Here is a 21,881-nt window from a genome sequence, read left to right as displayed (position 1 = left end):
GGCAGGCGGTGATCCGCACCCGCTGAACGGCGTCAGGCGCCGCCGGGCAGGTCGGGCGGCAGGAACGCACCCGAGTCGCGGAGCTCGCGGACGACCCCGACGAGCTCCGCGACCGCCCCGCCCGCGTCGCCGGCCCGCCACATGAGCCTGCAGTCGATATAGGGGCTCGGTTCGCTCAGGTGCCGGTAGACGACCCCGGCGACCGCGTTCGCCGCCGCCGCGCTCGGAACGGTGATCCCCAGGGCCGAGCCGGCGAGGACGAGCGGCAGCATCCGGTCGAGGCTGGGGATCTCCTGATGGACGTTGACGGTCACGCCGCAGGTCACGAGCTGCCCGATGATGCGGTCGTGCAGCAACGGGTTCACAGCGCGGGGGACGACGGCGAGCGGCCGGTGCGACAGGTCCGCCGGGTCCAGGGCGGTCTCGCCCGCCAGGGGATGGCCTTCGGCGAGCGCGACCACGAGCGGTTCGCGGGCGACCAGCAGGCTCGACAGGCCGGCGCCGACGTCCGGCGTCCAGCCGAGCCCGAGGTCGAGGCGATGCTCGGACAGGGCCGCGATCTGCTCCGGTGTCGTCATCGGCCGGGGCGTCACCGTGAGGGACGGGACGCGCGGCACCGCGAGGCCGAAGAGCCGCGGGCCGAGGTCGTCCGCGTAGCCGACGCGGATCTCCGTCGCCCCGCGGGCGGCGCGGCGTCCGACGTCCAGGGCGTGCCGGGCGGCGTCGACGACCCGCCGGGCCTCGGGCAGGAACGCCTCACCGGCCGTGGTGAGGGACACCCGCCGGCTGGTCCGCGCGAACAGCGGACCGCCCAGCTCCCGCTCCAGCCGGCGGACCTGCTCGCTCACCGACTGCTGCGTCACATGCAGGCGTGCGGCGGCGCGGCCGAAGTGGAGTTCCTCCGCGACGGCCAGCACATACTCCAGTTGCCGGAGCTCCATGGCCCCACCGATCCTACGCACCCCGTCGCCGGTGGTGACCTCGGTCGACAGGCCGGGCCTGTCGGTCGTGCGCGGTTTCGTCGTTGTTCGCCGGCCCCCGCCCCCGTGTGATGGAGGCATGAGGACATGGTTCATCACCGGAACGTCCCGCGGTCTCGGCCGCGAGCTGACCGAGCAGCTGCTCGCCCGCGGCGACCGCGTCGCGGCGACCCTCCGCGACCCGGGCCGGCTCGCCGGACTGGCCGGGTACGGCGACCGGCTCTGGGTGCGATCGCTGGACGTGACCGACACCGCCCGGCTCCGCGAGGTCGTGGACGCGGCGTTCGCCGACCTCGGCCGCATCGACGTCGTCGTCTCCAACGCCGGCTACGGGGTCGCCGGGGCCGCCGAGGAACTCACCGACGACCACATCGACGACCTGATCGCCACCAACCTGACCGGCTCGATCCAGCTCGTCCGGGCGGTCGTCCCGCATCTGCGCGCCCAGGGCGGGGGCCGGATCCTGCAGATGTCCAGCATGGGCGGCCACATGGCCTTCCCCGGGTTCTCGCTCTACCACACCACCAAATGGGGCATAGAGGGCTTCTTCGAGGCGCTGGCCCCCGAGCTGGAGCCGTTCGGCGTCCGCACCACCCTGGTGGAGCCGGGCATGGTGCGGACCTCGTTCTACTCCGCCGTGCGGCGGGCCGCCGTCCACGCCGCGTACGCGTCCAACCCGGGCATCATGCGCGGCGACAGGGTGCCCGTGGACGAGATGCCGGGCGATCAGGCCAAGGTCGCGGCCGCGATGATCGACGCCGCCGCGCTCGACGTCCCGCCGCGCCGCCTGCTGCTGGGGTCGGACGCCTATGGCCGGGTGCACGCGGCCTTGAGCGACCGGCTGGCGGACGTCGAGTCCCAGAAGGACCTGGCCCACTCGACGGACGTGACCTGACGGCCGCGCCCCCCGCCGAACGTGCGCCCCCGGAATAGTGCCGGGGGCGCGGGCGTGGGTCAAGCCTGGTCCAGGCGGACGGCCTCGGCGATGTAGCCGCGCAGGGCGTCCTCGTTGATCCCGTCCAGTGACTTGATCTTGACGTGGCGGGTCTTCTTGCCGACGCCCTCCAGCAGGCCGTGTTCGTTGTCGAACTCGGCGCCGCGCTCGAACGCGAAGGTGAGATGGGTCTTGCTCTGGCTGATGACGGCGAGGATCTTGTTGCCGCGCCAGGCGGGTGAGCCGTAGGTGAGGCACTCGGCGGCGCCGGGCGCGCCCTCGGCCATGAGCGCCCGCAGCGCGGCGAGGATCTCGGTGTACCTGGGGTCGAGCTTCGTCGTGACGTAGGCGTCGATCTCGTTGGCCATGACCGGGTTCCCTCACTGTGCGGTGGATCGCGTCTCGTGGAGTAAGCTATAGTCACGGGCATTGATAGTCAAGATTCGTGATTAAATTTTCTGGGAGGCACTCATGAGCGCGGAGCGCGGGGATCCCGACCTGGGCATGCTGGCGGGCCAGTTGATGCGGGCGCTGCAGGAGGAGCTGTTCCGGCGTCTGGCCGAGCAGGGGCACCCGGACGTCCGGCCGCGGCACGGCACCGTCCTTGCGTTCCTCGACCCCGCCGGCGTGCGCGCCACCGAACTGTCGGCCCGTTCCGGGCAGCACAAGCAGATCGTCGGCACGATCGTGGACGAACTCGTCGCGCTCGGCTACGTCCGCCGCGAACCCGACCCCGCCGACCGCCGCGCCAAGCGGATCGTCCCCACCGAGCACGGCCTCGACGAGGTCGCCAAGGCCCGCGCCATCCTCGCCGACATCGAGCAACGCCACCGGCGGACGCTGGGCGAAGAGCGCTTCGACGCGTTCAAGGACGCCTTCCGGGAAGTCGCCCGCAATCAGCGCGCCCGCCAGACCGCCTGACCCGCCCCGGTGGCCGGCCGGTGCGGCGTCAGGCCTGGCGCCACGCGGTGAGGACGGCGTCCACGTCCCCGCGGATGCGGTCGCGCGCCTCGCGCCGGGGCACCCCCGCCATCAGCATCGCGTCGTATCCGGTGTCCAGGTGCCGGACGGACGCGACCACCGCGAGCGTGACGGCGTCCTCGTCGAGGTCGCGGCCCGCGGCGGTCCGGCCGACACGGCCGCTGCCGCGCAGGCCCGCGTGCCGGGAGATCTCCGCGGCGCGGTCCGGGGGGCAGCCCGGGAACAGCCGGACGATCTCGGCCGTCAGCCGGGTCACGAACTCCGCGTCCTGTTCGGTGCGGCGCTCCCGGTCACGGTCGCGGCGGCGGGCGCGCGCGTCCTCGTCGGCGAGACACTGCTCCTCGGCCCGCTCCAGCGCGGACTCCTCGACCAGGACGCCGCGCCGCTCGTAGCGTTTGCGGCGCCGGTTGTGCCGGACGACGACGGCCGACAGCCCGCTCTCCTTCTTGGCGCGGCGGCTGAGTGCGGCGTTCCCGGCGGGCAGGAAGACGAGGTGGCCGAGGTCGGCGCAGGCCATGCAGAGCGGCACCGCATCCTCGACGATCTTGAAATCGCCGGTGCCGTGGCAGCCGCTGCACGTCCACTCGGCCACCGCCTGCAGGACGACGAGGTCGGGGGCCTTGGCGTCGCGGGCGGTGACGCGGTCGCGCTGCGCGGGCGTCAGGCCGGGGGAGAGCCAGTGCGTGCGGTGTTCGCGTTCGGCGGGTTCGCCTCCGCCGGCGGTGAAGCGCAGGGGACGGCGGTCACGGGTGGCGGCGGTGTAGACGGTTTCGGCGGGTTCGAGGTTCTGCGCCTCCGCCCAGGAGCGCAGGGCCCGCAGCGCGCTCGCGATCTTGTCGGGGCGGACGTTCATCGCATCGTGCAGATGCTCGATCCTGCCCTGCCGCCACCGGTCGACCTGGGCGGCGTTGATCCAGCCGATGCGGGCGAAGACGTCCACGGGGGCGACCGAGCGCGACCGGCGCAGCAGTTCGTCGGCGGCCTCGGTCACCCGGCGCGCCAGCCGCGACTCGTGCACCTCGCTCACGGCGCACCACCGTACAAGACCCCGCGCGACCATCGGACCGGTGTCGGCACGGAGGCGGCACGGGGGCCGGATGAGTCACAGAATGTTATTAGCCGTAACGTTCTGTATATGGAGGATGGTCGGGGGAGCTGGACGGGGCCCGGCGGATTGCGGGTCACGGCGGTGCGGCTCGGTGGTGCGCACCGGGTGCTGGCCGAGTTCGCCGGTGTGGACGGTCACAGCGCGTTTCTGGTCACGAGGAACGGGGCGCTCGCCGGGCGCGGCTACTACCCGTCCGTGGAGGAGCTGGCGGAGGCGGTGGACCTCGCTGAGCTGCGCACTCGGTAGTGCCACGAGTTGCGCCGGAGGGCCCGGCCCGTGTAGTCGGTTACACCGTGACCGGACAGCATTCGCGTAATTGGGAAGTCGTCGTCGTGGGATCGGTCAACGCGGACCTGGTGGTCGGCGTCGACCGGAGGCCCGCGCCGGGCGAGACCGTACTCGGTTCCGACCTCGCCACCCATCCGGGCGGCAAGGGCGCCAACCAGGCCGTCGCGGCGGCCAGGCTCGGCGGGCGGGTCGGCATCGTCGGGCGGGTCGGCGACGACGGGCACGGCGAGCTGCTGCGCGCCGCCCTCGCCGCGGACGGCGTCGACCTCGCCCACCTGACCACCACCGAGGGCGCGCCCAGCGGCGTCGCGCTGATCACGCTCGGGCCGGACGGCGACAACAGCATCATCGTCTCGCCCGGTGCGAACGCCCGCCTCGGCCCGGACGACATCGCGGCGGCCGCGGACATGATCGCCGGCGCGTCCGTCGTGTCGTTCCAGCTGGAGGTGCCGCTGCCCGCCGTCGAGGCCGCCGCCCGCGCCGCCGCCGGTGCGGGCGGGCGGGTCGTGCTGAACCTCTCGCCGCCCGCCCCCGTCCCGGACGGACTGCTCGCCCTCTGCGACCCCCTCGTCGTCAACGAGCACGAGGCCGCCTATCTGCTGGGCGGTGACGGCGGCCCGGAGGAGATGGCGGCGGCGCTCGTCCGGTCCGGGCCCCGGTCGGTCGTCGTCACGCTCGGCGCCGACGGGGTCGTGGTCGCCGACGGCGAGGGGACGGCGTCCATCCCGTCCCCGAAGGCGGACGCCGTCGACACGACCGGCGCGGGCGACGCCTTCACCGCCGCGCTCTGCCTCCGGCTCGCCCGCGGCGACTCGCTGCGGGACGCCGCCCGCTACGCCACCCGTGTGGGCGCCGCCGCAGTGCGCAGGCGGGGGGCGCAGAGCTCCTATCCGACGGCGGACGAACTGCCGGCGGGCTGACCCGCCGGCCGAACCGGGGCCGACCGGGTTCGGCCGGCCCGTGCGTGCGCGAGGGCCACAGTGCCGTGCCCCGCCCCCCGCCCCACGTGCGGGAACGGGTTCGTCAGGACGGGTTCGGCCTGGTCGTCCCGAATCGCGGCGAAGCCGTCCGATATTTTTTGCTCATGCGACTCGGCGTGCTGGACGTGGGCTCGAACACGGTGCACCTGCTGGTGGTGGACGCGCACGAGGGGGCGCGGCCCCTCCCCGCGTACTCCCACAAGGCGGACCTGCAGCTCACCGCCCACCTCGACGACGGGGACCGCCTGTCCGAGGAGGGCGAGACGCTGCTGCGCGACTTCGTCGACGAGGCACTGCAGATCGCCGAGGACAAAGGCGTCGAGGACCTCGTCGCGTTCGCGACCTCCGCCGTCCGCGACGCCGTCAACGGCGAGGAGATCCTCGCGCGGGTCCGCGCCGACAAGGAGATCGACATACGGTCGATGTCGGGTGAGGAGGAGGCGCGGCTGACGTTCCTCGCCGCCCGGCGCTGGTTCGGCTGGTCGTCGGGCCGGCTGCTCGTGGTCGACATCGGCGGCGGCTCACTGGAGATCGCGTCCGGGATCGACGAGGAACCGGACGCGGCGTTCTCGCTGCCGCTCGGCGCGGGCCGGCTCACCCGCGACCGGTTCACCGCCGACCCGCCGCCCCCGGGAGAGGTCCGTGAGCTGCGGCGGCACGTCCGGGCGGAGATCGCCCGCCGGGTCGGGGACGTCTCCCGGTACGGTCCGGCCGACCACGCGGTCGCCACGTCCAAGACCTTCAAGCAGCTCGCCCGGATCGGCGGCGCCGCGCCCACCGCCGAGGGGCCGTACCAGCGGCGTGCTCTGGCGGGCGCCGACCTGACCGAGTGGGCCGAGAAGCTCGCGCCGATGCCGTCCGCCGAACGCGCCGGGCTGCCGGGCGTCTCCGAGCGGCGCGCCCCGCAGCTGCTCGCCGGGGCGATCGTCGCGGACGCCGCGATGGACCTGTTCGAGCTGAGCGAGCTGGAGGTCTGCCCGTGGGCGCTGCGCGAAGGCGTGATCCTGCGCCGCCTCGACATGATCACCGGCTGAGTCCCGGCGCGGGGCGGGCGGCCGGCCGGGCGGTGGCGGCCCGTGCTACATCCAGGTGGGGTGACCGAACGTCCGGCCCGCCGGGGTGATCACCCGGTCGCCGGTGCCGTCCGCCCGGACGGCGCGGATCACCGGGTCGCTGAGCTCGCCGCGCACGTAGCAGAGCCAGCGGCCGTCGGCGGACCACGCCGGGTCCATGTCGTGCAGCCCGCCGGTCGTCAGCGCGTGGCCTCCGGACCCGTCGGCGTTCATCACCCAGATCGTGCTGCGGTCGGCCGGGCCCCGCGTGTAGGCGATCTTGGAGCCGTCGGGGGACCATTCGGGGTCGTTCGCGCGCACGCCGTCCTTGGTCAGCCTCGTCCAGGCGGATCGCGGACGGTCCGGGTCGAGGGTGTAGAGCTGCAGGACGTCGTCCTGCTCGCTCCAGAACACCAGCTTGTTCGTGGACGACCACATCGGGTCGTCCTTGGGCGAGTCGTCGTCGGTGAGCTGTGTGACCTCGTGCCCTTGCAGGGTGATCGTGAAGATCTGCCGGGTGTCGCCGGCCTTGCCCATGTACGCCAGGCGTTCGCCGTCCGGTGACCAGGTCAGCCGTCCGCCCGCGATGTCGGTGACCTTCTGCGCGCCGCTGCCGTCGGCGTTCATCACCCACGCCTCGGACTCGCCGCCGCCCGTCCGGGTGAACGCGATGCGGCTGCGGTCCGGGGACGGTTCGGGCAGCATCTCGCACCGGTCCCCGCCGATGAGCTTCGTGGCGGCCGGTTCGCCGGGCCTGTAGACGCCGATGTCGGCGTGGCACGACTTCGGCCAGCCCGCCTCGTTGTCGATCCGGACGAGCATGGGGGCGGAGGGGAACGCGGCCGGACCGGCCTTGTTCTCCGCCTCGCCGGACGGCCGGTTGAAGTAGTAGATCCCCCCGGCCACGACCCCCGCGACCAGCACCCCGACCATCGCCGAGGCGATGAGCACGGTGCGCCGGGACAGCCCGCCACGCCCGCCCCGCCGTCCCGGGCCGTCCGTCCAGCCGGGGACCGGGGGCAGGACGGGAGGAGGCGCGGCGAACTGCTGTTCTGCGAACTGCTGTTCTGCGAACTGCTGTTCTGCGGCGGGAGCGGTGCTGCGTTCGTAGGCCGGCTCGGTCTTCGGTTCTTGGGCGGGCCGTTCCAGCGGCCAGTCCGGCGCCAGATCCGTCACCGGAGCGGGAGCCGGCGAAGGGGACGCAGCCGGAGGCGGAGACGCGGCCGGGGGTGCGGCGGCCGTGACGGGCGGCGGGCCGGCGGACCGGGCGGTGACGTCTCGGGAGGTGGCGCCGGGATCGTCCGGCGGGGGCGGGGACGCCCACGCCTCGCCCAGTTCGGTCGTCACGTCGGCCTCGGCCGCGCCGCCGACGAGGGCGAGCAGCAGGTCGCGCGCGTCCGGACGCTGCTCGGGGTCCTTGCGCAGCGCGGACTGGACGAGCGGGGCCAGCGACCTCGGAAGCTCCCCGAGCTCGGGTTCGGCGTGCACGGCGCGGGCCGCCATGAGCTGGAACGGGCCCTGCCCGAACGGGTTGCGGCCGTTCGCGGCGAACGCCACGAGGCAGCCCCACGCGAACACGTCCACGGCGGGGGTGACCTGCTGGGTGGTGATCTGCTCGGGCGCGATCCAGCCGGGAGTGCCGACGACCTGGCCCGTCCGGGTGTGCGCGGACGCCACGTCCAGCGCCCGCGCGATCCCGAAGTCGATCACCCGGGGGCCGGAGATGGACAGCAGCACGTTGCTCGGCTTGAGGTCGCGGTGCACCAGTCCGGCGCTGTGGATCGCGACGAGCGCGGCGGCCACCCCGACCGCGACGCCGTGCAGCATCCCGGGGGACAGGGCGCCGTTCTCGGTGACGTGCTCCAGCAGCGACGGGCCCTCGATGTACTCGGTGACCATGTAGGCGAGGCCGAGGTCCTCACCGTGCTCCAGCACCTGCGCGGTGCAGAACGACGCGACGCGCTGCGCGTTGGCGGCCTCGTCGTGGAAGCGGGCGAGGAACGTGCGGTCGTCGGACAGCGCGGACCGCACGACCTTCACCGCGACGGGACGCCCGTCGGGGTCGCGGCCGAGGTACACCGCGCCCATCCCGCCCTCGCCGATCTTGGCCTCGATCCGGTACCGGCCGATCCGCGTGGGGTCCTCCGGGCGCAGCTCGCGCAGAGAAGACGCTCGCGGGCCGCCCATAGAGATCACCTTTCGCCCACGAGCCGCGTCTTGGCGGCCGCCGACGCGGCGGCACGCGGCCCCAACGCTTCATACGATGGCAGAGGACCGGCAAAGGTTCTAGCGACCTCCTCAACCGCCGCCCCGGCCACGAGGCGACCTCAATCATCGCGATCGCGTCCGAAGGCAGGTTTCGAGCCTGCGAGAAACCTGATCGCGCAGTGAGCCGCAAGGCGAGTCGGAGCGATGCAGCGATCGCCGAGTGGCCCGCCGAAGGAGGGCCCCCGGGGCCCGACGCCAAGGGCGACTCAATGGAAATTCCGGGCTCGGACGCGGCCGGGGACCGGGAGGCGCCGCAGCCGGGTCGCGCGGACGTTGGCGACGCCGTCGGCGCGTTCCAGCCGGCCGCTGACCAGCAGGGCCTGCGAGTCGACGGCGAGGCCGCGGTGCCGTTGGAACACCTGCGGCGGGCACACGACGTTGATGATGCCGGTCTCGTCCTCCAGCGTCATGAACACGATGCCGCCGGCGGTCGGCGGGCGCTGCCGGTGGGTGACGAGCCCGGCGACGACGACGTTGGTCTCGCCCGGCGTCGCGGCGAGCCGCTTGGACGACACGGCGCCCAGCTCGTCCAGCGCCTCCCGGACGTGCGCCACGGGATGGGTGTGGGACACGCCGGTGGCCCACAGGTCGGCGAGCGTCTCCTCGATCGGCGTCATCGCCGGCAGCGCGGGTGCGGACGCGCCGGGCGTCACTCCTTCGAGCTGCCCTGGACCGGAGCCCGCCAGCGCCCCCGCCGCCCACAGCGCCTCACGCCGCGACAGGCGGAGCCGGTCGAACGCGCCCGCCGTGGCGAGCGCCTCCAGCGCGCCCGCCGACAGCGGCACCCGCCGGGCGAGGTCCTCCATGCTCGTGTAGGGGCGGCCCGCCGCGATGGCCTCCGCCGTCTCGTCGCCCAGGTTGCGGATGCCGGCGAAGCCCAGCCGGATCGCGGGCTGCGGCTCGGCGGGCGCGTGCGGATGGTCGGAGCCGACCTCGATGGGTTCCTCCAATACCGGGTGGACGTCGCTGGCGTTGATGTCCACGCCCCTTACCACGACGCCGTGGTGCCGGGCGTCGGCCAGAAGGCTCTGCGGGCTGTAGAACCCCATCGGCTGGTTGCGCACCAGGGCGGCGGTGAACGCGGCCGGGAAATGCCGTTTCAGCCAGGCGCTCGCGTAGACGAGATGCGCGAAGCTTTGCGAGTGCGACTCCGGAAACCCGAACCCGGTGAATCCGAGGATCTTCTCGTACACGCTCTCCGCGATGTCGGCGGGGATGCCGCGTTCGGCCATGCCGTCCAGGAGGCGCCGCTTCAGCCGCTCGACGCGCTCGGGTGCCCGCTTGGCGCCCATCGCCTGCCGGAGCTGGTCGGACTCCGCCGGGGTGAACCCTGCGCAGTCCACGGCGAGCTGCATCATCTGCTCCTGGAAGAGCGGCACGCCGAGCGTCCGCGACAGGGCGGGCTCCATCAGCGGATGCGGGCACGTCGCGGGCTCCATGCCCTTCCGGCGGCGCAGATACGGGTGGACGGACCCGCCCTGGATCGGGCCCGGCCGGATCAGCGCCACCTCCACCACCAGGTCGTAGAACTCGCGGGGCCTCAGCCGCGGCAGCGTCGCCATCTGCGCCCGCGACTCCACCTGGAACACCCCGATCGTGTCGGCGTCGCACAGCATGTCGTAGACCAGGGGGTCCTCCGCCGGGACCGACTGCAGGTCGTACCGCCGTCCGTGATGCTCGTCCACCAGGTCGAAGCAGTCGTGCAGCGCCGCGAGCATGCCGAGGCCGAGCAGGTCGAACTTCACCAGCCCGGCCGCCGCGCAGTCGTCCTTGTCCCACTGCAGGACGCTGCGGTTCGGCATCGTCGCCCACTCGATCGGGCAGATCTCCCCGACGGGCCGGTCGGCGATCACCATGCCGCCGGAGTGGATGCCGAGATGCCGGGGGAGCGTCAGCATCCGGTTCGCCAGTTCCATCACCGGCGCGGGGATGTCGGCCTCCGAGCCGACGGGGTCACGCGGATCGATGCCCTTCGACCACGCGTCCTGCTGCCCCGGGGAGAAGCCGAGGGCCCGCGCCGCGTCGCGGACGGCCATGCGCGGCCGGTAGCTGATGACGTTCGCGACCTGGGCCGTGCATTCGCGCCCGTACTTGCCGTAGACGTACTGGATGGCCTCCTCACGGCGGCGGTGTTCGATGTCCAGGTCGATGTCGGGCGGCCCGTCCCGTCCCGGCGACAGGAACCGCTCGAACAGCAGCCCGTGCCGGACGGCGTCGACACCGGTGATGCCGAGCGCGTAGCAGACCGCCGAGTTCGCCGCCGATCCCCGTCCCTGGCACAGGATGCCCCTGCTCCGGCAGAACTCCACGATGTCGTGCACGATCAGGAAGTAGCCGGGGAAGCGGAGCTGCTCGATGACGTCCAGCTCCTTGGCGATCTGCTCGTACGCGCCGGAGATCCGTTCCCGCTCCGGCGGCCCGTACCGCTTGAGCGCGCCCTCCTTCACCAGCTGCCGCAGCCAGCTCGCCTCGGTGTGCCCGTCGGGGACGGGCCAGTCCGGCAGGCGCGGCGCGACGACGTCGAAGTCGAACCGGCACTCCTTCGCCAGGGCGACGGTCCTCTCCAGGACGCCGGGGAAGCGCGCCAGCCTCTTCGCCATCTCCGCGCCGCTCCGGACGTGGGCCGTGCCGCCCGCCGGGAGCCAGCCCACCATGTCGTCCAGGCTGCGGCGGGCGCGGACGGCCGCCATCGCCTGCGCCAGCCGCGCATCGGCGCCGGGCGCCGCGAAATGCACGTTGTTGGACGCCACCACGTCCACCCCCACCCGCCCGGCCAGGCCGAACAGGGCGTCGTTGCGGTGGTCGTCGTCCGGCTGGTCGTGGTCGATCAGCTCGACGAACACGTTCTCGCGGCCGAACATCCCGGCGAGGTTCCGCAGCTCCCGCTCCGCCGCGTCCGGCCCGCCCGCCTCCAGCGCCGCCGGGACCGGGCCCTTCCGGCACCCGGTCAGGACCGCCCAGTGCCCGTCGGGGGCGAGGGCGTCCAGGTCGTACACGGGACGGCCCTTCCGCCCGCCCGCGAGCTGCGCGGCGGTGATCGCCGAGCAGAGCCGCGCGTACCCGGGGGCGCCCCGCGCGAGCACCAGCAGATGCCGTCCGGCCGGGTCAGGTTCCCCGGTCTGCGGCCCCGGCAGGCCGAGGCTCAGTTCCGCGCCGAAGACCGTCCCGATGCCGGCGTCGTGCGCGGCCTGCGCGAACTGCACCGCCCCGTACATGCCGTCGTGGTCGGTGATCGCCATCGTCTCCACGCCGAGCCGCGCCGCCTCCGCGACGAGCGACCCGGGGTCGCTCGCCCCGTCCAGGAAACTGAACGACGAGTGGCAGTGCAGCTCCGCCCACGGCACGTCCGCGACGGCGCGGTGCGGGGTGCGGGGAGCCGCCGGCGGCTCGTCCGGGCGCCGTTCGGAGGGACGCCACGACAGCCGCTCCTCGAACTCCCGCCACGGGATCGGCGGGTTGTGCCAGCCCATCAGCCGCCCCTAGTCATAGACGGCCTCGACATGCCACCGGCCGCCCTCGACGGTGAGCAGGTAGGCGGCGCCGTCGTCGGTGGCGACCTGGAAGCGCGCCCTGCGCCGCGAGCGGTCCGGGTCCCACCAGCGCTCGTCGGCGGGCCACGGGCCCGTCCACCCGGTCACCGCGGCGGGACGCCCCCGGACGGTGAGCACGGCGGGCGGCGCGGACACCTCGCACCGTGCCGACACCACCACCGCGTCGCCGGACGCGTCGACCAGCTCCGCATGGGACGGCTCCGCCGAGACGACCGCCGGCGCGGGCCCCGTCACGCGCCCCGGCCACGGCCCCTCGGGCAGACCTGAGGGGGCCAGGTCGCCGACCGGGACCCGGACGACCCGCTCGCCCGGCCCGCGCCCGCCCACCAGCACCGGCCGGCTGATCCCCTGGTGGCCCAGGAGCGCCTGGATGCGGTCGGCGGCGCGGGCGATGCGGTCGGTGACGGTCGTGCGGCCCCACAGCCCCTCCTGCCGCCCCTCGTCCGGGACGATCTGGTCGGGCGCCAGCTCCAGCCACGTGACCCCGCCCCAGACGGCGTCGGCCTGGGCGCCCTGCGGCTGCCAGGCCGACAGCTGCCACCGGACCCGCTCGGCCACCGCCAGCGCCGAAAGGCCGTCGTGCCGCCAGAGCCGCCGCAGCACGTGCCCGTCCGCGAACCCGGCCGCGACCTCCAGCCGGACGCAGGCCAGCCCGCCCGCCGCGAGCCCCTCGTGCAGCTCGGCGGCGAGCCGCTTCGCCCCGAACACGACCCGCTCGGCCTGCTCGGCGGGCGGGTCGAACGCGGCGCGCACCGACAGGTCCGCGGCGGCCTTGGCCGGCGCGAGCGGGCGCGGTTCCTCGCCCCTGGCCAGCCGGTGCGCGAGCGCCCCGTCCGTCCCGAAGCGCGCGGCGACGTGGCCGGACGGCAGTGCGGCGAAGTCCCCCAGCGTCTTGACGCCGAGGCGCCGCAGGAGGTCGGCCAGCTCCGGCCGGTCCAGCACCGGCAGCGGGTAGGGCGCGAGGAACGCCGCCGCGCCGCCCTCCGGCACCACCAGGCCGCCCTCCCCGGCCCGCGCGGCCAGCTCCGCCGCGAACAGCCCGTCCGCGACCCCCGACCCGCAGTCGTATCCGGCCTCGACGACGGTGTCCTGCACGAGGACGCGCAGCGCCTCCTCGCCCCCGTAGAACCGCGCCGGGCCGCGCGCGGGCAGCGCGCACAGCCCCGGCCGCACCACCTCGACGCGCGGCGTCAGCTCCGCGATCGCCTCCACGGCGGTCTCGAAAAGCCGTCCCTCCGCGTCGACGTCGCGGTCCCGCACCACCAGCCGCGGGCAGCGCCGCTGCGCGTCCCGGAGCCGCTGCCCCCGCCGCACCCCTTCGGCCCGCGCCGCCGCCGTGCAGGCGGCCACCTGCCCCTGCACCACCACGGCCCCGGCGGTGGAGGCGTCCACGCCCACCGCCGTGACCGGCCAGTCCGGGCACCACACGACCAGGACCCGCGTCACGCGATCCCCTCCTCGACCGGGACGCCCGCATGCGGCAGGGCACCGGACGGCCTGCGATGGACGGGGCCCCCGTCGGCCACGGGCCCGTCCGCCGGGGGCTCCGGGACGAGTTCCAGCGGCGGACGCGCGGTCTCCACCGGCTTGACCGTGCCGTCGGGGGCGGGCAGCCAGACGCGGGCGCGGCGGCCGGGGCCGGGGGCGTCGCGGCCCTCGGCGACGATCTGGACGCGGCGGCCGGTGAGGCGGCCGTGGCCGTCGGCCAGGCCGTCCCAGGCGACGTCGTCCAGGCGGAGCCGGAGCCGGGTGCCCGGCCAGTTGCGGGCGAACGCGCCGGTCAGGGTGAGGACGCAGCCGTGCTTGCGGGCCAGCGCCGACAGCCGGCGGACGGCGGCGGCGCCGGGGCGTTCGGGCGGGCACAGCAGGACCAGGTCCACGGCTTCGCAGAGCGCGGCGACCACGTCGGGCCAGCGGTCGCCGGGCTCGTCGACGAGGAGGAGGCGTTCGGGGGCGGCGCCCATCCCGGCGGCGGCCGCCACGCCGAAGCCGGGGAGCCCGACGACGCCGCACCAGCCGCCCGTGCCGTCCTCGCCGCCGTGAACCGAGACGCCCGCGGCGAGCGCGAGGCCGAGGGACGCGGCGCCGAGCCCGTCTAGACCGACGACCGAGCCCGGCCGCAGCCCGCCGGGGAGCACGGGGTGCAGCGCCGGCAGCACGGGTACCGTGTCGCGCAGCGTCGTATCACCGGGCGCCGTGTCCAGCACCAGGTCCCGCAGCGCCGCCTCCGGCACGGTCGCCCTCCTCTCGCCCCCTCCGCACAATTTCGAACACAAGTTCGACCCGTGTCAAGTTGTCGCAGGTCACGGAGTGTGACGCCGGGCCCTGAAAGTCCGGTGGCGTGGGGCTTAGCGGGATTTTGCGGGCATCATGGACGGTATGACGAGCGACGTGCGCGCCATCACGTGGACGGGCGACGGACTGCGGCTGCTGGACCAGACCGTCCTGCCCGCCCGGGTGGAGTACGTCGTGGCCCGCGATGTCGACACGCTCGTGGACGCGATCCGGCGGCTGGTCGTGCGCGGCGCCCCCGCGCTGGGCGTGGCGGGCGCGTTCGGCGTCGCCATCGCCGTGCGCCAGGCGGCGCGGGAGCGCTGGGACGACACCCTGCGCGACGCGGCGATCGCCCACATCCGGGAGGCCCGGCCGACCGCGGTGAACCTGGCCGCCGGCGTCGACCGCGTGCTGCCGTTAGTCGCCAAGGGCGCCGACGCGGTCGCGGCCGAGGCCCAGGCGCTGCTGGACGAGGACGTGCGCGGCAACCGGGCCATCGGCGCGTTCGGCGCGGACTGGATCCTCGGCGCCGTCGGAGACCGGCCCCTGCGCGTCCTCACCCACTGCAACGCCGGCGCCCTCGCCACGGCCGGGTGGGGGACGGCCCTCGGCGTCGTCCGGGCACTGTCCGCGAGAGGCCGCATCGAGACCGTCTACGTGGACGAGACCCGCCCGCTGCTCCAGGGTGCCCGCCTCACCGCGTGGGAACTGGACCGGGAGGGGATCCCCTATGTCGTCCAGGCGGACGCCGCGGCGGCGAGCACGATCCTGCGCGGCCTCGTGGACGCGGCGGTCATCGGGGCGGACCGCGTCGCCGCCAACGGCGACGCCGCCAACAAGATCGGCTCGGTCGGCGTGGCGCTGGCCTGCGAGGCGGCGGGCATCCCGCTGGTCGTCGCCGCGCCGTGGAGCACCGTCGACCTGTCCGTCGCCGACGGCGGCGGCATCCCCATCGAGGAGCGTCCCCCCGAGGAGATCCTGACCTGGGACGGCGCGCGAACCGCCCCCGCCGGGGCGGGCGCGTTCAATCCCGCGTTCGACGTCACGCCCGCCCGCCTCGTGACCGCGCTGGCCACCGAGACGGGCGTGCTGGAGGTCTCAGCCGGCGAGACGCCCGCTCAGCGGGCCGAGAAGGCGTAGACGGTCGTGGAGTCGAACGATTCGCCGGGACGCAGGACGGTGGACGGGAAGTCCGGCCGGTTGGGGGAGTCGGGGAAGTGCTGGGTCTCCAGCGCGAACCCGTCGCCCTGCCGGTAGACGCGGCCTCCCGTCCCGGCGAGGGAGCCGTCGAGGAAGTTGCCGGTGTAGAACTGCACGCCCGGCTCGGTCGTGCTGACCTCCAGGACGCGTCCCGTGCGCGGCTCGGTGACCCGGGCGACCTCGGTGAGCAGACCCGGGTGGGGCTGGTCGATGACGAAGTTGTGGTCGTACCCCTGCGCGATGAGCAGCTGCGGGTGGTTCGCGCGGATCCGCTCGCCGATGCCGTCCGGGCTCGTGAAGTCGAACGGCGTGCCCTCCACGGACGCCGGCTCACCGGACGGGATCAGGGCGGCGTCCACCGGCGTGTAGCGGGACGCGTTGAGCGTCAGCCGGTGGTCGTAGACGTCGCCCGTGCCCTCGCCGGCGAGGTTGAAGTACGCGTGGTTGGTCAGGTTGACGATGGTGGGCCGGTCGGTGGTCGCGTGGTAGTCGATCCGGAGTTCGTTGCCGCTCGTGAGCGTGTAGGTGACGGTGGTCGCGAGCGTGCCGGGGAAGTTCTCCTCGCCGTCGGGGCTGGTGTACGCCAGACGCAGGCCGACGCTGTCGTCAGCCTCGATGGGGCGGGCCTCCCAGACCTTCGTGTGGAAGCCGCCGGGGCCGCCGTGCAGGCTGTTCTCACCGTTGTTCGCGGCCAGCCGGTACGTCTCGCCGTCCAGCGTGAACTCGCCCTTGGCGATGCGGTTGGCGTAACGGCCGACGATGGCGCCGAAGTAGGGCTCGTTTAGGTCGACGTAGTCCTGGAGCGCCGGGAAGCCGAGGACGATGTCGGCGTCGCGGCCGTGCCGGTCCGGCGTCTCGACGGTCTGCACGATCCCGCCGTAGGTGAGGATCCGGACGCGCACGCCGTTTCCGCTGGTGAGGCTGTAGCGGTCGACCGTTGTGCCGTCCTCCAGAGTGCCGAAGTCCTCCTGGGCGATGGCTCGCTTCATGACTCTCCTCGGGCGGCGAGGGTGCGCGTCGCGGCGCGCAGGCTGCGGTACAGCCGGGCCTCGTACGCCTTGGCGGTGCGGACGTCCCCGTCGACGAACAGGGCGCCGTTGAGTGCGGGCAGCCGCTGCGTGGCGTAGCCGGTGTCGATTCCGGGGGCGTAGATCTGATGCCGGTACCAGGGACGGCCCGGCAGGCCCGCCCGCGTCAGCAGATCCCGCTCGGTCTTCATGATCTTATCGTTCAGGCGGCGGAACGCGGCCTCGTCGCCCTCGCGCAGTGCCTCGTCCGCGCGGGTTTGCAGAGCCTTCGCGGCGCGCTGCCACGCCGCGGCCTGCTCGATGTCGCGTGAGACGTCCACGACGACGCGCCCCAGCCGCTCACGCTGCTCCTGGACGAAGTCGTTGAGGTACTGGACGGTCTCCTCCGCGTACGGACGGTAGCCGAGCGCGATGACGTCGGCGTTCGCCAACCGCAGCGTCGCGATGCCGGCCAACCGCGACATGGCCGCGTGGTACTCCCAGCCCGGGTCGCCGAAGCGCGACATCCAGTAGAAGTCGTCGCACGCGCAGTGGTAGTTCCCGGCGTTCCCCGGCGAGGACGAGCCCACGTCCATCGCGGGCACCCCGTACCGCTGGAAGAACGCCTGGAAGTCCGAGCCGCCGCCGATGCGGCCGATCGGCGTCTTCCCGTCGTTCTGCGCCTTCCACGCCTCGTACAGCGTCCCGTCGGTGCCGGGCCACTCCACTTCCCTGGTCGCGTCGATGACGGACCTGTCCAGCGCGGGCGTCGTCGTGGCACCGAACTGCGAGCCTCCCGCGCCGTCCATGTTCACGTACGCGACGGCGTTGCGGAGCTGCCGGGCCCGATGCTCGGCGTACTCGGTGGAGCCGAACAGGCCGTACTCCTCGCCGTCCCAGGTGGCCAGGACGATGGTGCGCTTAGGACGCCACCCCTTCTTGAGGAGTTTCCCCAGAGCGCGGCCCACCTGGAGCACGTTCTCCGTGCCGGAGAGGTTGTCGCTGCTGCCGTACGCCCAGGAATCGTGGTGTGCGCCGAGGATGACCTCCTGCTCGGGGTGGAGGCTTCCGGGGATGCGCACCGTGACGTTCCACAGCGGACGGACCTCGAACTCGTTCTTCAGGTCGAGGTGGACCTTCGTCCCGCCCGGCCCGAACCGGTAGTCGAACGGCAGGCCGCCCTGCCACTCGTCCGGCACTTGCGGGCCCTTCAGCGCCCGCAGCAGCGGCTCGGCCGCGCCATAGGAGATCGGCGTCGTCGGGATGAGCCCCTTCAGCATCGGGGCCTGCGACGGCGGGATGCGGTGCGCGCCCTTCACCGACGGCCAGCCGGGCGTCTGCGGGTCCCCGGCGGCGAGCTGGATCTGGGCGACGCTGCCGCGCTGGATGCCGTCCGGGGCGCGCCACGGCCCGTCCGGGTACACCTCGCCCTTGGTGAATCCGTCGTCGGCGGGGTCGGAGTACAGGAGCACGCCCTTCGCGCCCCGCTTGGCCGCCTCCCGGGGCTTCACGCCGCGGAACACCGCCCCGTACCGTGCGAGGACGATCTTTCCCTTGACCGAGACGCCGTGCTTCGCCAGCAGCGCGAAGTCCTCGGGCCGCCCGTAGTTGGCGTACACGACCTCGCCCCGGACGTCCCCGGACGGCGACATCCCGTTGTGCCCCGGGATGACCTCGTCGTAGTGCTTCTGCCAGGGCCGCTTCTTCTCCTTGACCGGCAGCGTCCGGTGGCGCGGCGCGGTCATCTCGACCTTCACGCGCTCCGGCATGGACAGGTAGGCGTAGTAGGTCTTGATCTCGGGTTCGAGCCCGTACGACCTGAAGTGCGCGACGATGCGGCGGACGCGATGCCAGTCACCGGTCGTCGTCGCGAGCCCCGGTTCGCGCGCCAGTTCGGCGTCCAGGGCACGGGCCGCCTGCGCGGACGGGACGGCGCTGAACAGCTTCTCGTACTTGCGCTGCCATTCGGCGTTCTCGTCGGTGAAGCCCGGGATCGGACCGGCGTTCGGGGACGCCGCGGTGGCGGGAGCCGCGGCCATGATGAGGGTGAGCGAGACGGCAGCGGCGCACAGCGGCGCCAGTGCCTGTGTTCGGGAGCTGAACACGGCGGTACCTTCCAGTACGTCTTCTGGTGGGTGCTGGACGGGGTGCGCCCGGAACGTACGTCTTGATCAACGGAAGATCCAGCACGTGTGCCGGTTCCGGCCAGAGCGACCCCCGGATCGGCCATCATGATGGTCGTGCCGACCTCCCCTTCGCCCCACGCCACGCCGCCGCGACCTGCGGAACTTGAGGCCGTCCTGGAACGGATCACCTACGCGAACGAGGACACCGGCTACACCGTGGCGCGGGTGGCGACCGCCAAGAGCGGCAGCGATCTGCTCACCGTCGTGGGCGCCCTGCTCGGCGCGCAGGTGGGGGAGAGCCTGCGCCTGGTCGGACGGTGGCGGTCGCATCCCAAGTACGGGAAGCAGTTCGAGGTCGACTCCTACACGACCGTCCTGCCGGCGACCGTGCAGGGCATCCGCCGCTACCTCGGCTCCGGCATGATCAAGGGGATCGGGCCGGTGATGGCCGACCGGATGGTCGGGCATTTCGGCACCGACATCCTCCGGATCATCGAGGAGGAACCCGAACGCCTCGTGGAGGTCCAGGGCCTCGGCCCCAAGCGCACCAAGCGCATCGGGGAGGCGTGGGAGGAGCAGAAGGCCATCAAGGAGGTGATGGTCTTCCTGCAGGGCGTCGGCGTCTCCACGTCCCTGGCCGTCCGCATCTACAAGAAGTACGGCGACAAGTCCGTCGACACCGTCCGCCGGGAGCCGTACCGGCTCGCGTCGGACGTGTGGGGCATCGGGTTCAAGACGGCCGACACGATCGCGCAGGCCGTCGGCATCCCCCACGACAGCCCCGAGCGGATCAAGGCGGGGCTCCAGTACACGCTGTCGGAGGCCGCCGACGACGGCCACTGCTTCCTGCCGGAGCCGAACCTCGTCACGGCGGCCGAGAAGATCCTCGGCGTGGAGCGGGAGCTGATCGTCCCGGCGCTGGACGAGCTGGCCCGCGACGAGGGCGTCGTCCGGGAGCCGATCCCGGGGCCGGGGGAGGACGCCGCGACGATCCCCGCCGTGTACCTGGTGCCGTTCCACCGGGCCGAGCGGTCACTCGCCCGCGGCCTGCTGGACCTGCTGGACGCGCCCGCCGACCGGCTGAAGGCGTTCGACGGCGTCGACTGGGACAAGGCGCTGCCGTGGCTGAAGCGGCGCACCGGCCAGGCCCTCGCCTCCGAGCAGGAGGAGGCGGTCAGGCTCGCGCTGACGTCGAAGGTGTCGGTGCTGACCGGCGGCCCCGGCTGCGGCAAGAGCTTCACCGTCCGCTCGGTGGTGGAACTGGCCGCCGCGAAGCACGCGAAGATCGTGCTCGTGGCGCCGACCGGGCGGGCCGCCAAGCGCCTCGCCGAGCTGACCGGGCACGAGGCCGCGACCGTCCACCGCCTCCTCCAGCTCCAGCCCGGAGGGGACCCCAAGTTCGACCAGGACAATCCCCTGGACGCCGACCTGGTCGTGGTGGACGAGAGCTCGATGGTCGACCTGATCCTCGCGAACAAGCTCGTGAAGGCGATCCCGCGCGGCGCGCACCTGCTGCTCGTCGGGGACGTCGACCAGCTCCCGTCCGTCGGCGCGGGCGAGGTGCTGGCCGACCTGCTCGCCGCGGAGGTGATCCCGCGCGTCCGGCTCACGAAGATCTTCCGGCAGGCGCAGCAGTCCGGCATCGTCGTCAACGCGCACCGCGTCAACTCCGGCGACCATCCCCACACCCGCGGCTACCCCGACTTCTTCCTGTTCCCGTGCGAGGAGCAGGACGAGGCGGCCGAGATGACCGTGGACGTCGTCGCCAACCGCATCCCCCGCAAGTTCGGCCTCGACCCGCGCCGCGACGTCCAGGTCCTCGCGCCCATGCACCGGGGCGCCGCGGGCGCCGGGTCCCTGAACACGCTCTTGCAGGAGGCCCTGACGCCGCACGACGACGCGCGTCCCGAACGCCGCTACGGCGGACGCGTCTTCCGCGTGGGCGACAAGGTCACCCAGCTGCGCAACAACTACGACAAGGGCGAGGCGGGCGTCTTCAACGGCACGGTCGGCGTCGTCGCGTCCGTCTCCCTCGAAGAGCAGTCCCTCACCGTCGTGACCGACGAGGACGAGAGCATCGACTACGCCTTCGACGAGTTGGACGAGCTCGCCCACGCCTACTCGATCACGATCCACCGGTCGCAGGGCAGCGAGTACCCGGCCGTCGTCATCCCGCTCACGACCGGCGCGTGGATGATGCTGCGCCGCAACCTCCTGTACACCGGGATCACCCGCGCGAAGAAGCTCGTCGTCCTCGTCGGGTCGCGCCGGGCCCTCGCCGCGGCCGTGCGGACGGCCGGTGCGGGCCGCCGCCACACCGCCCTGGCGCATCGCCTATCTCAGCGGTAACGCCGCAGCTCCCAGGGGTCGTGGGCGCAGAACACCTCGACCTCCCCGCCGAGCGCCAGCGCCCGCAGCCGGTCGACGTTCGCGAGCCGTAGATCCCGGTCCACCTCGCCGGCGGCCTGGACGAGCTCCATCAGCGGATGCGTGACCGGCTCGGGGCGGTCGACCTCGCCGTGGTACATGTACGCGTCGCCCGCGTGCAGCAGCCAGCGATCCCCGTCCCGCACCGCGACGCCCGCGTGCCCGGGGGTGTGACCGCCAAGCGGGACAAGCAGGATGTCCTCGGGCACGCCCTCTAGGGACCGGACGCCGCCGAACCCCTGCCAGGTGTCGCCCCGCCCGTCCTCGTAGACGACCCATTTCGGTCCGTGGGCGAGCTGCGCCGGGGTCTTGCCGCCGTCCGCCCGCTCCGCCTCGAACAGGTGCACCGCCGCGTCCGGGAAGTCGCTCAGCCCGCCGGCGTGGTCGCGGTGCAGGTGGGTCGGCGCGATGTGCCGGACGTCGGCGGGGGAGTACCCGAGGGCCTCGACCTGCCGGACGGCGGTCGCCGACGGATCGAGCGTGGGCCCCGCCATCGCGACCCAGTCGTCCAGAAGCCGTTCGGACGGGTGCTCGATGTCCTCCAGGCCGATCCCTGCGTCCACGAGGACGAGCCCCGCCGTGTCCGTCTCGATCAGCAGGACGTGCCCGGCGGCCCGCGCCGGGCTCAGCGCGCTCCCCGGCCCTTCGGCGGGCTCGATCTCCAGCATGGGGGCGCAGTCGAGATGATGAACGCGCATGGGGTCT

At 73.5% G+C, this 21,881-nt stretch carries 17 protein-coding genes; 7 read left to right on the top strand and 10 right to left on the bottom strand.

What is annotated here, in order from left to right; all coding sequences use genetic code 11:
* Nucleotides 1–32 precede the first annotated feature (32 nt).
* A complete protein-coding gene (locus AB0C35_RS32075; protein WP_358464146.1) occupies nucleotides 33–941 on the bottom strand; it encodes a LysR substrate-binding domain-containing protein in 909 nt (302 codons plus the stop codon).
* Nucleotides 942–1,059: 118 nt separating this feature from the next.
* On the opposite strand from AB0C35_RS32075, the gene AB0C35_RS32070 reads away from it, so the two are divergent.
* A complete protein-coding gene (locus AB0C35_RS32070; protein WP_358464143.1) occupies nucleotides 1,060–1,875 on the top strand; it encodes an SDR family oxidoreductase in 816 nt (271 codons plus the stop codon).
* Nucleotides 1,876–1,934: 59 nt separating this feature from the next.
* Here the strand turns inward: AB0C35_RS32070 and AB0C35_RS32065 are convergent, their stop codons facing one another.
* Nucleotides 1,935–2,282 carry a DUF1801 domain-containing protein gene (locus AB0C35_RS32065; RefSeq protein ID WP_358464140.1) on the bottom strand — a complete coding sequence of 116 codons (348 nt, stop codon included), beginning with the start codon at nucleotides 2,280–2,282 and terminating at the stop codon, nucleotides 1,935–1,937.
* A gap of 103 nt (nucleotides 2,283–2,385) precedes the next feature.
* Between AB0C35_RS32065 and AB0C35_RS32060 the strand changes: the two genes are divergently transcribed.
* Nucleotides 2,386–2,835, top strand: a complete 450-nt coding sequence (locus tag AB0C35_RS32060; RefSeq protein ID WP_358464137.1) for a MarR family transcriptional regulator — start codon at nucleotides 2,386–2,388, stop codon at nucleotides 2,833–2,835.
* A 28-nt stretch (nucleotides 2,836–2,863) separates the two neighbouring features.
* On the opposite strand, the gene AB0C35_RS32055 is transcribed toward AB0C35_RS32060, so the two are convergent.
* A complete protein-coding gene (locus AB0C35_RS32055; RefSeq protein WP_358464134.1) occupies nucleotides 2,864–3,922 on the bottom strand; it encodes a DUF2293 domain-containing protein in 1,059 nt (352 codons plus the stop codon).
* A 108-nt stretch (nucleotides 3,923–4,030) separates the two neighbouring features.
* Between AB0C35_RS32055 and AB0C35_RS32050 the strand changes: the two genes are divergently transcribed.
* The 3 genes from AB0C35_RS32050 to AB0C35_RS32040 all read left to right on the top strand — a co-directional run bounded on the left by AB0C35_RS32050 (nucleotide 4,031) and on the right by AB0C35_RS32040 (nucleotide 6,305).
* The gene (locus AB0C35_RS32050) at nucleotides 4,031–4,249 is read left to right on the top strand and encodes a hypothetical protein (protein WP_358464131.1); all 219 of its coding nucleotides are present in this window, start codon (nucleotides 4,031–4,033) and stop codon (nucleotides 4,247–4,249) included.
* An 86-nt stretch (nucleotides 4,250–4,335) separates the two neighbouring features.
* The gene (locus tag AB0C35_RS32045) at nucleotides 4,336–5,211 is read left to right on the top strand and encodes a ribokinase (protein ID WP_358464128.1); all 876 of its coding nucleotides are present in this window, start codon (nucleotides 4,336–4,338) and stop codon (nucleotides 5,209–5,211) included.
* Nucleotides 5,212–5,375: 164 nt separating this feature from the next.
* Nucleotides 5,376–6,305, top strand: coding sequence for a Ppx/GppA phosphatase family protein (locus tag AB0C35_RS32040; protein WP_358464125.1), 930 nt, complete (start codon nucleotides 5,376–5,378; stop codon nucleotides 6,303–6,305).
* A 45-nt stretch (nucleotides 6,306–6,350) separates the two neighbouring features.
* Here the strand turns inward: AB0C35_RS32040 and AB0C35_RS32035 are convergent, their stop codons facing one another.
* The 4 genes from AB0C35_RS32035 to AB0C35_RS32020 form a co-directional block, all read right to left on the bottom strand.
* The gene (locus AB0C35_RS32035) at nucleotides 6,351–8,510 is read right to left on the bottom strand and encodes a protein kinase (RefSeq protein ID WP_358464122.1); all 2,160 of its coding nucleotides are present in this window, start codon (nucleotides 8,508–8,510) and stop codon (nucleotides 6,351–6,353) included.
* Nucleotides 8,511–8,797: 287 nt separating this feature from the next.
* The gene (locus AB0C35_RS32030; protein WP_358464119.1) at nucleotides 8,798–12,061 is read right to left on the bottom strand and encodes an error-prone DNA polymerase; all 3,264 of its coding nucleotides are present in this window, start codon (nucleotides 12,059–12,061) and stop codon (nucleotides 8,798–8,800) included.
* A 9-nt stretch (nucleotides 12,062–12,070) separates the two neighbouring features.
* Entirely contained in the window at nucleotides 12,071–13,588 is a 1,518-nt protein-coding gene (locus AB0C35_RS32025) for a DNA polymerase Y family protein (RefSeq protein ID WP_358464116.1), read from the bottom strand.
* Nucleotides 13,585–14,376, bottom strand: coding sequence for a hypothetical protein (locus tag AB0C35_RS32020; protein ID WP_358464113.1), 792 nt, complete (start codon nucleotides 14,374–14,376; stop codon nucleotides 13,585–13,587). Before AB0C35_RS32020 ends, AB0C35_RS32025 begins: the two co-directional genes overlap by 4 nt.
* A 145-nt stretch (nucleotides 14,377–14,521) precedes the next feature.
* Here AB0C35_RS32020 and mtnA point away from each other — a divergent pair, with 145 nt between their 5' ends.
* Complete coding sequence (gene mtnA / locus AB0C35_RS32015) at nucleotides 14,522–15,556, top strand: S-methyl-5-thioribose-1-phosphate isomerase (RefSeq protein ID WP_358464110.1); 1,035 nt, start codon at nucleotides 14,522–14,524, stop codon at nucleotides 15,554–15,556.
* Here mtnA and AB0C35_RS32010 read toward each other — a convergent pair.
* Nucleotides 15,535–16,605, bottom strand: coding sequence for an aldose epimerase family protein (locus AB0C35_RS32010; protein WP_358464107.1), 1,071 nt, complete (start codon nucleotides 16,603–16,605; stop codon nucleotides 15,535–15,537). The genes mtnA and AB0C35_RS32010 overlap by 22 nt on opposite strands.
* Complete coding sequence (locus AB0C35_RS32005) at nucleotides 16,602–18,728, bottom strand: M28 family peptidase (RefSeq protein WP_358464105.1); 2,127 nt, start codon at nucleotides 18,726–18,728, stop codon at nucleotides 16,602–16,604. Before AB0C35_RS32005 ends, AB0C35_RS32010 begins: the two co-directional genes overlap by 4 nt.
* A gap of 129 nt (nucleotides 18,729–18,857) precedes the next feature.
* Between AB0C35_RS32005 and AB0C35_RS32000 the strand changes: the two genes are divergently transcribed.
* The gene (locus AB0C35_RS32000) at nucleotides 18,858–21,098 is read left to right on the top strand and encodes an ATP-dependent RecD-like DNA helicase (protein WP_358464313.1); all 2,241 of its coding nucleotides are present in this window, start codon (nucleotides 18,858–18,860) and stop codon (nucleotides 21,096–21,098) included.
* On the opposite strand, the gene AB0C35_RS31995 is transcribed toward AB0C35_RS32000, so the two are convergent.
* On the bottom strand, nucleotides 21,089–21,874 hold the full coding sequence (locus AB0C35_RS31995; protein WP_358464102.1) for an MBL fold metallo-hydrolase: 786 nt from the start codon (nucleotides 21,872–21,874) through the stop codon (nucleotides 21,089–21,091). The two genes, AB0C35_RS32000 and AB0C35_RS31995, sit on opposite strands and share 10 nt — an antisense overlap.
* Nucleotides 21,875–21,881: the final 7 nt, after the last annotated feature.

Source organism: Spirillospora sp. NPDC048819 (assembly GCF_040650055.1).
Lineage (GTDB): Bacteria > Actinomycetota > Actinomycetes > Streptosporangiales > Streptosporangiaceae > Spirillospora.
Note: the sequence above shows the minus strand (reverse complement) of the source record. Positions and strands in the feature narration are given on the sequence as shown.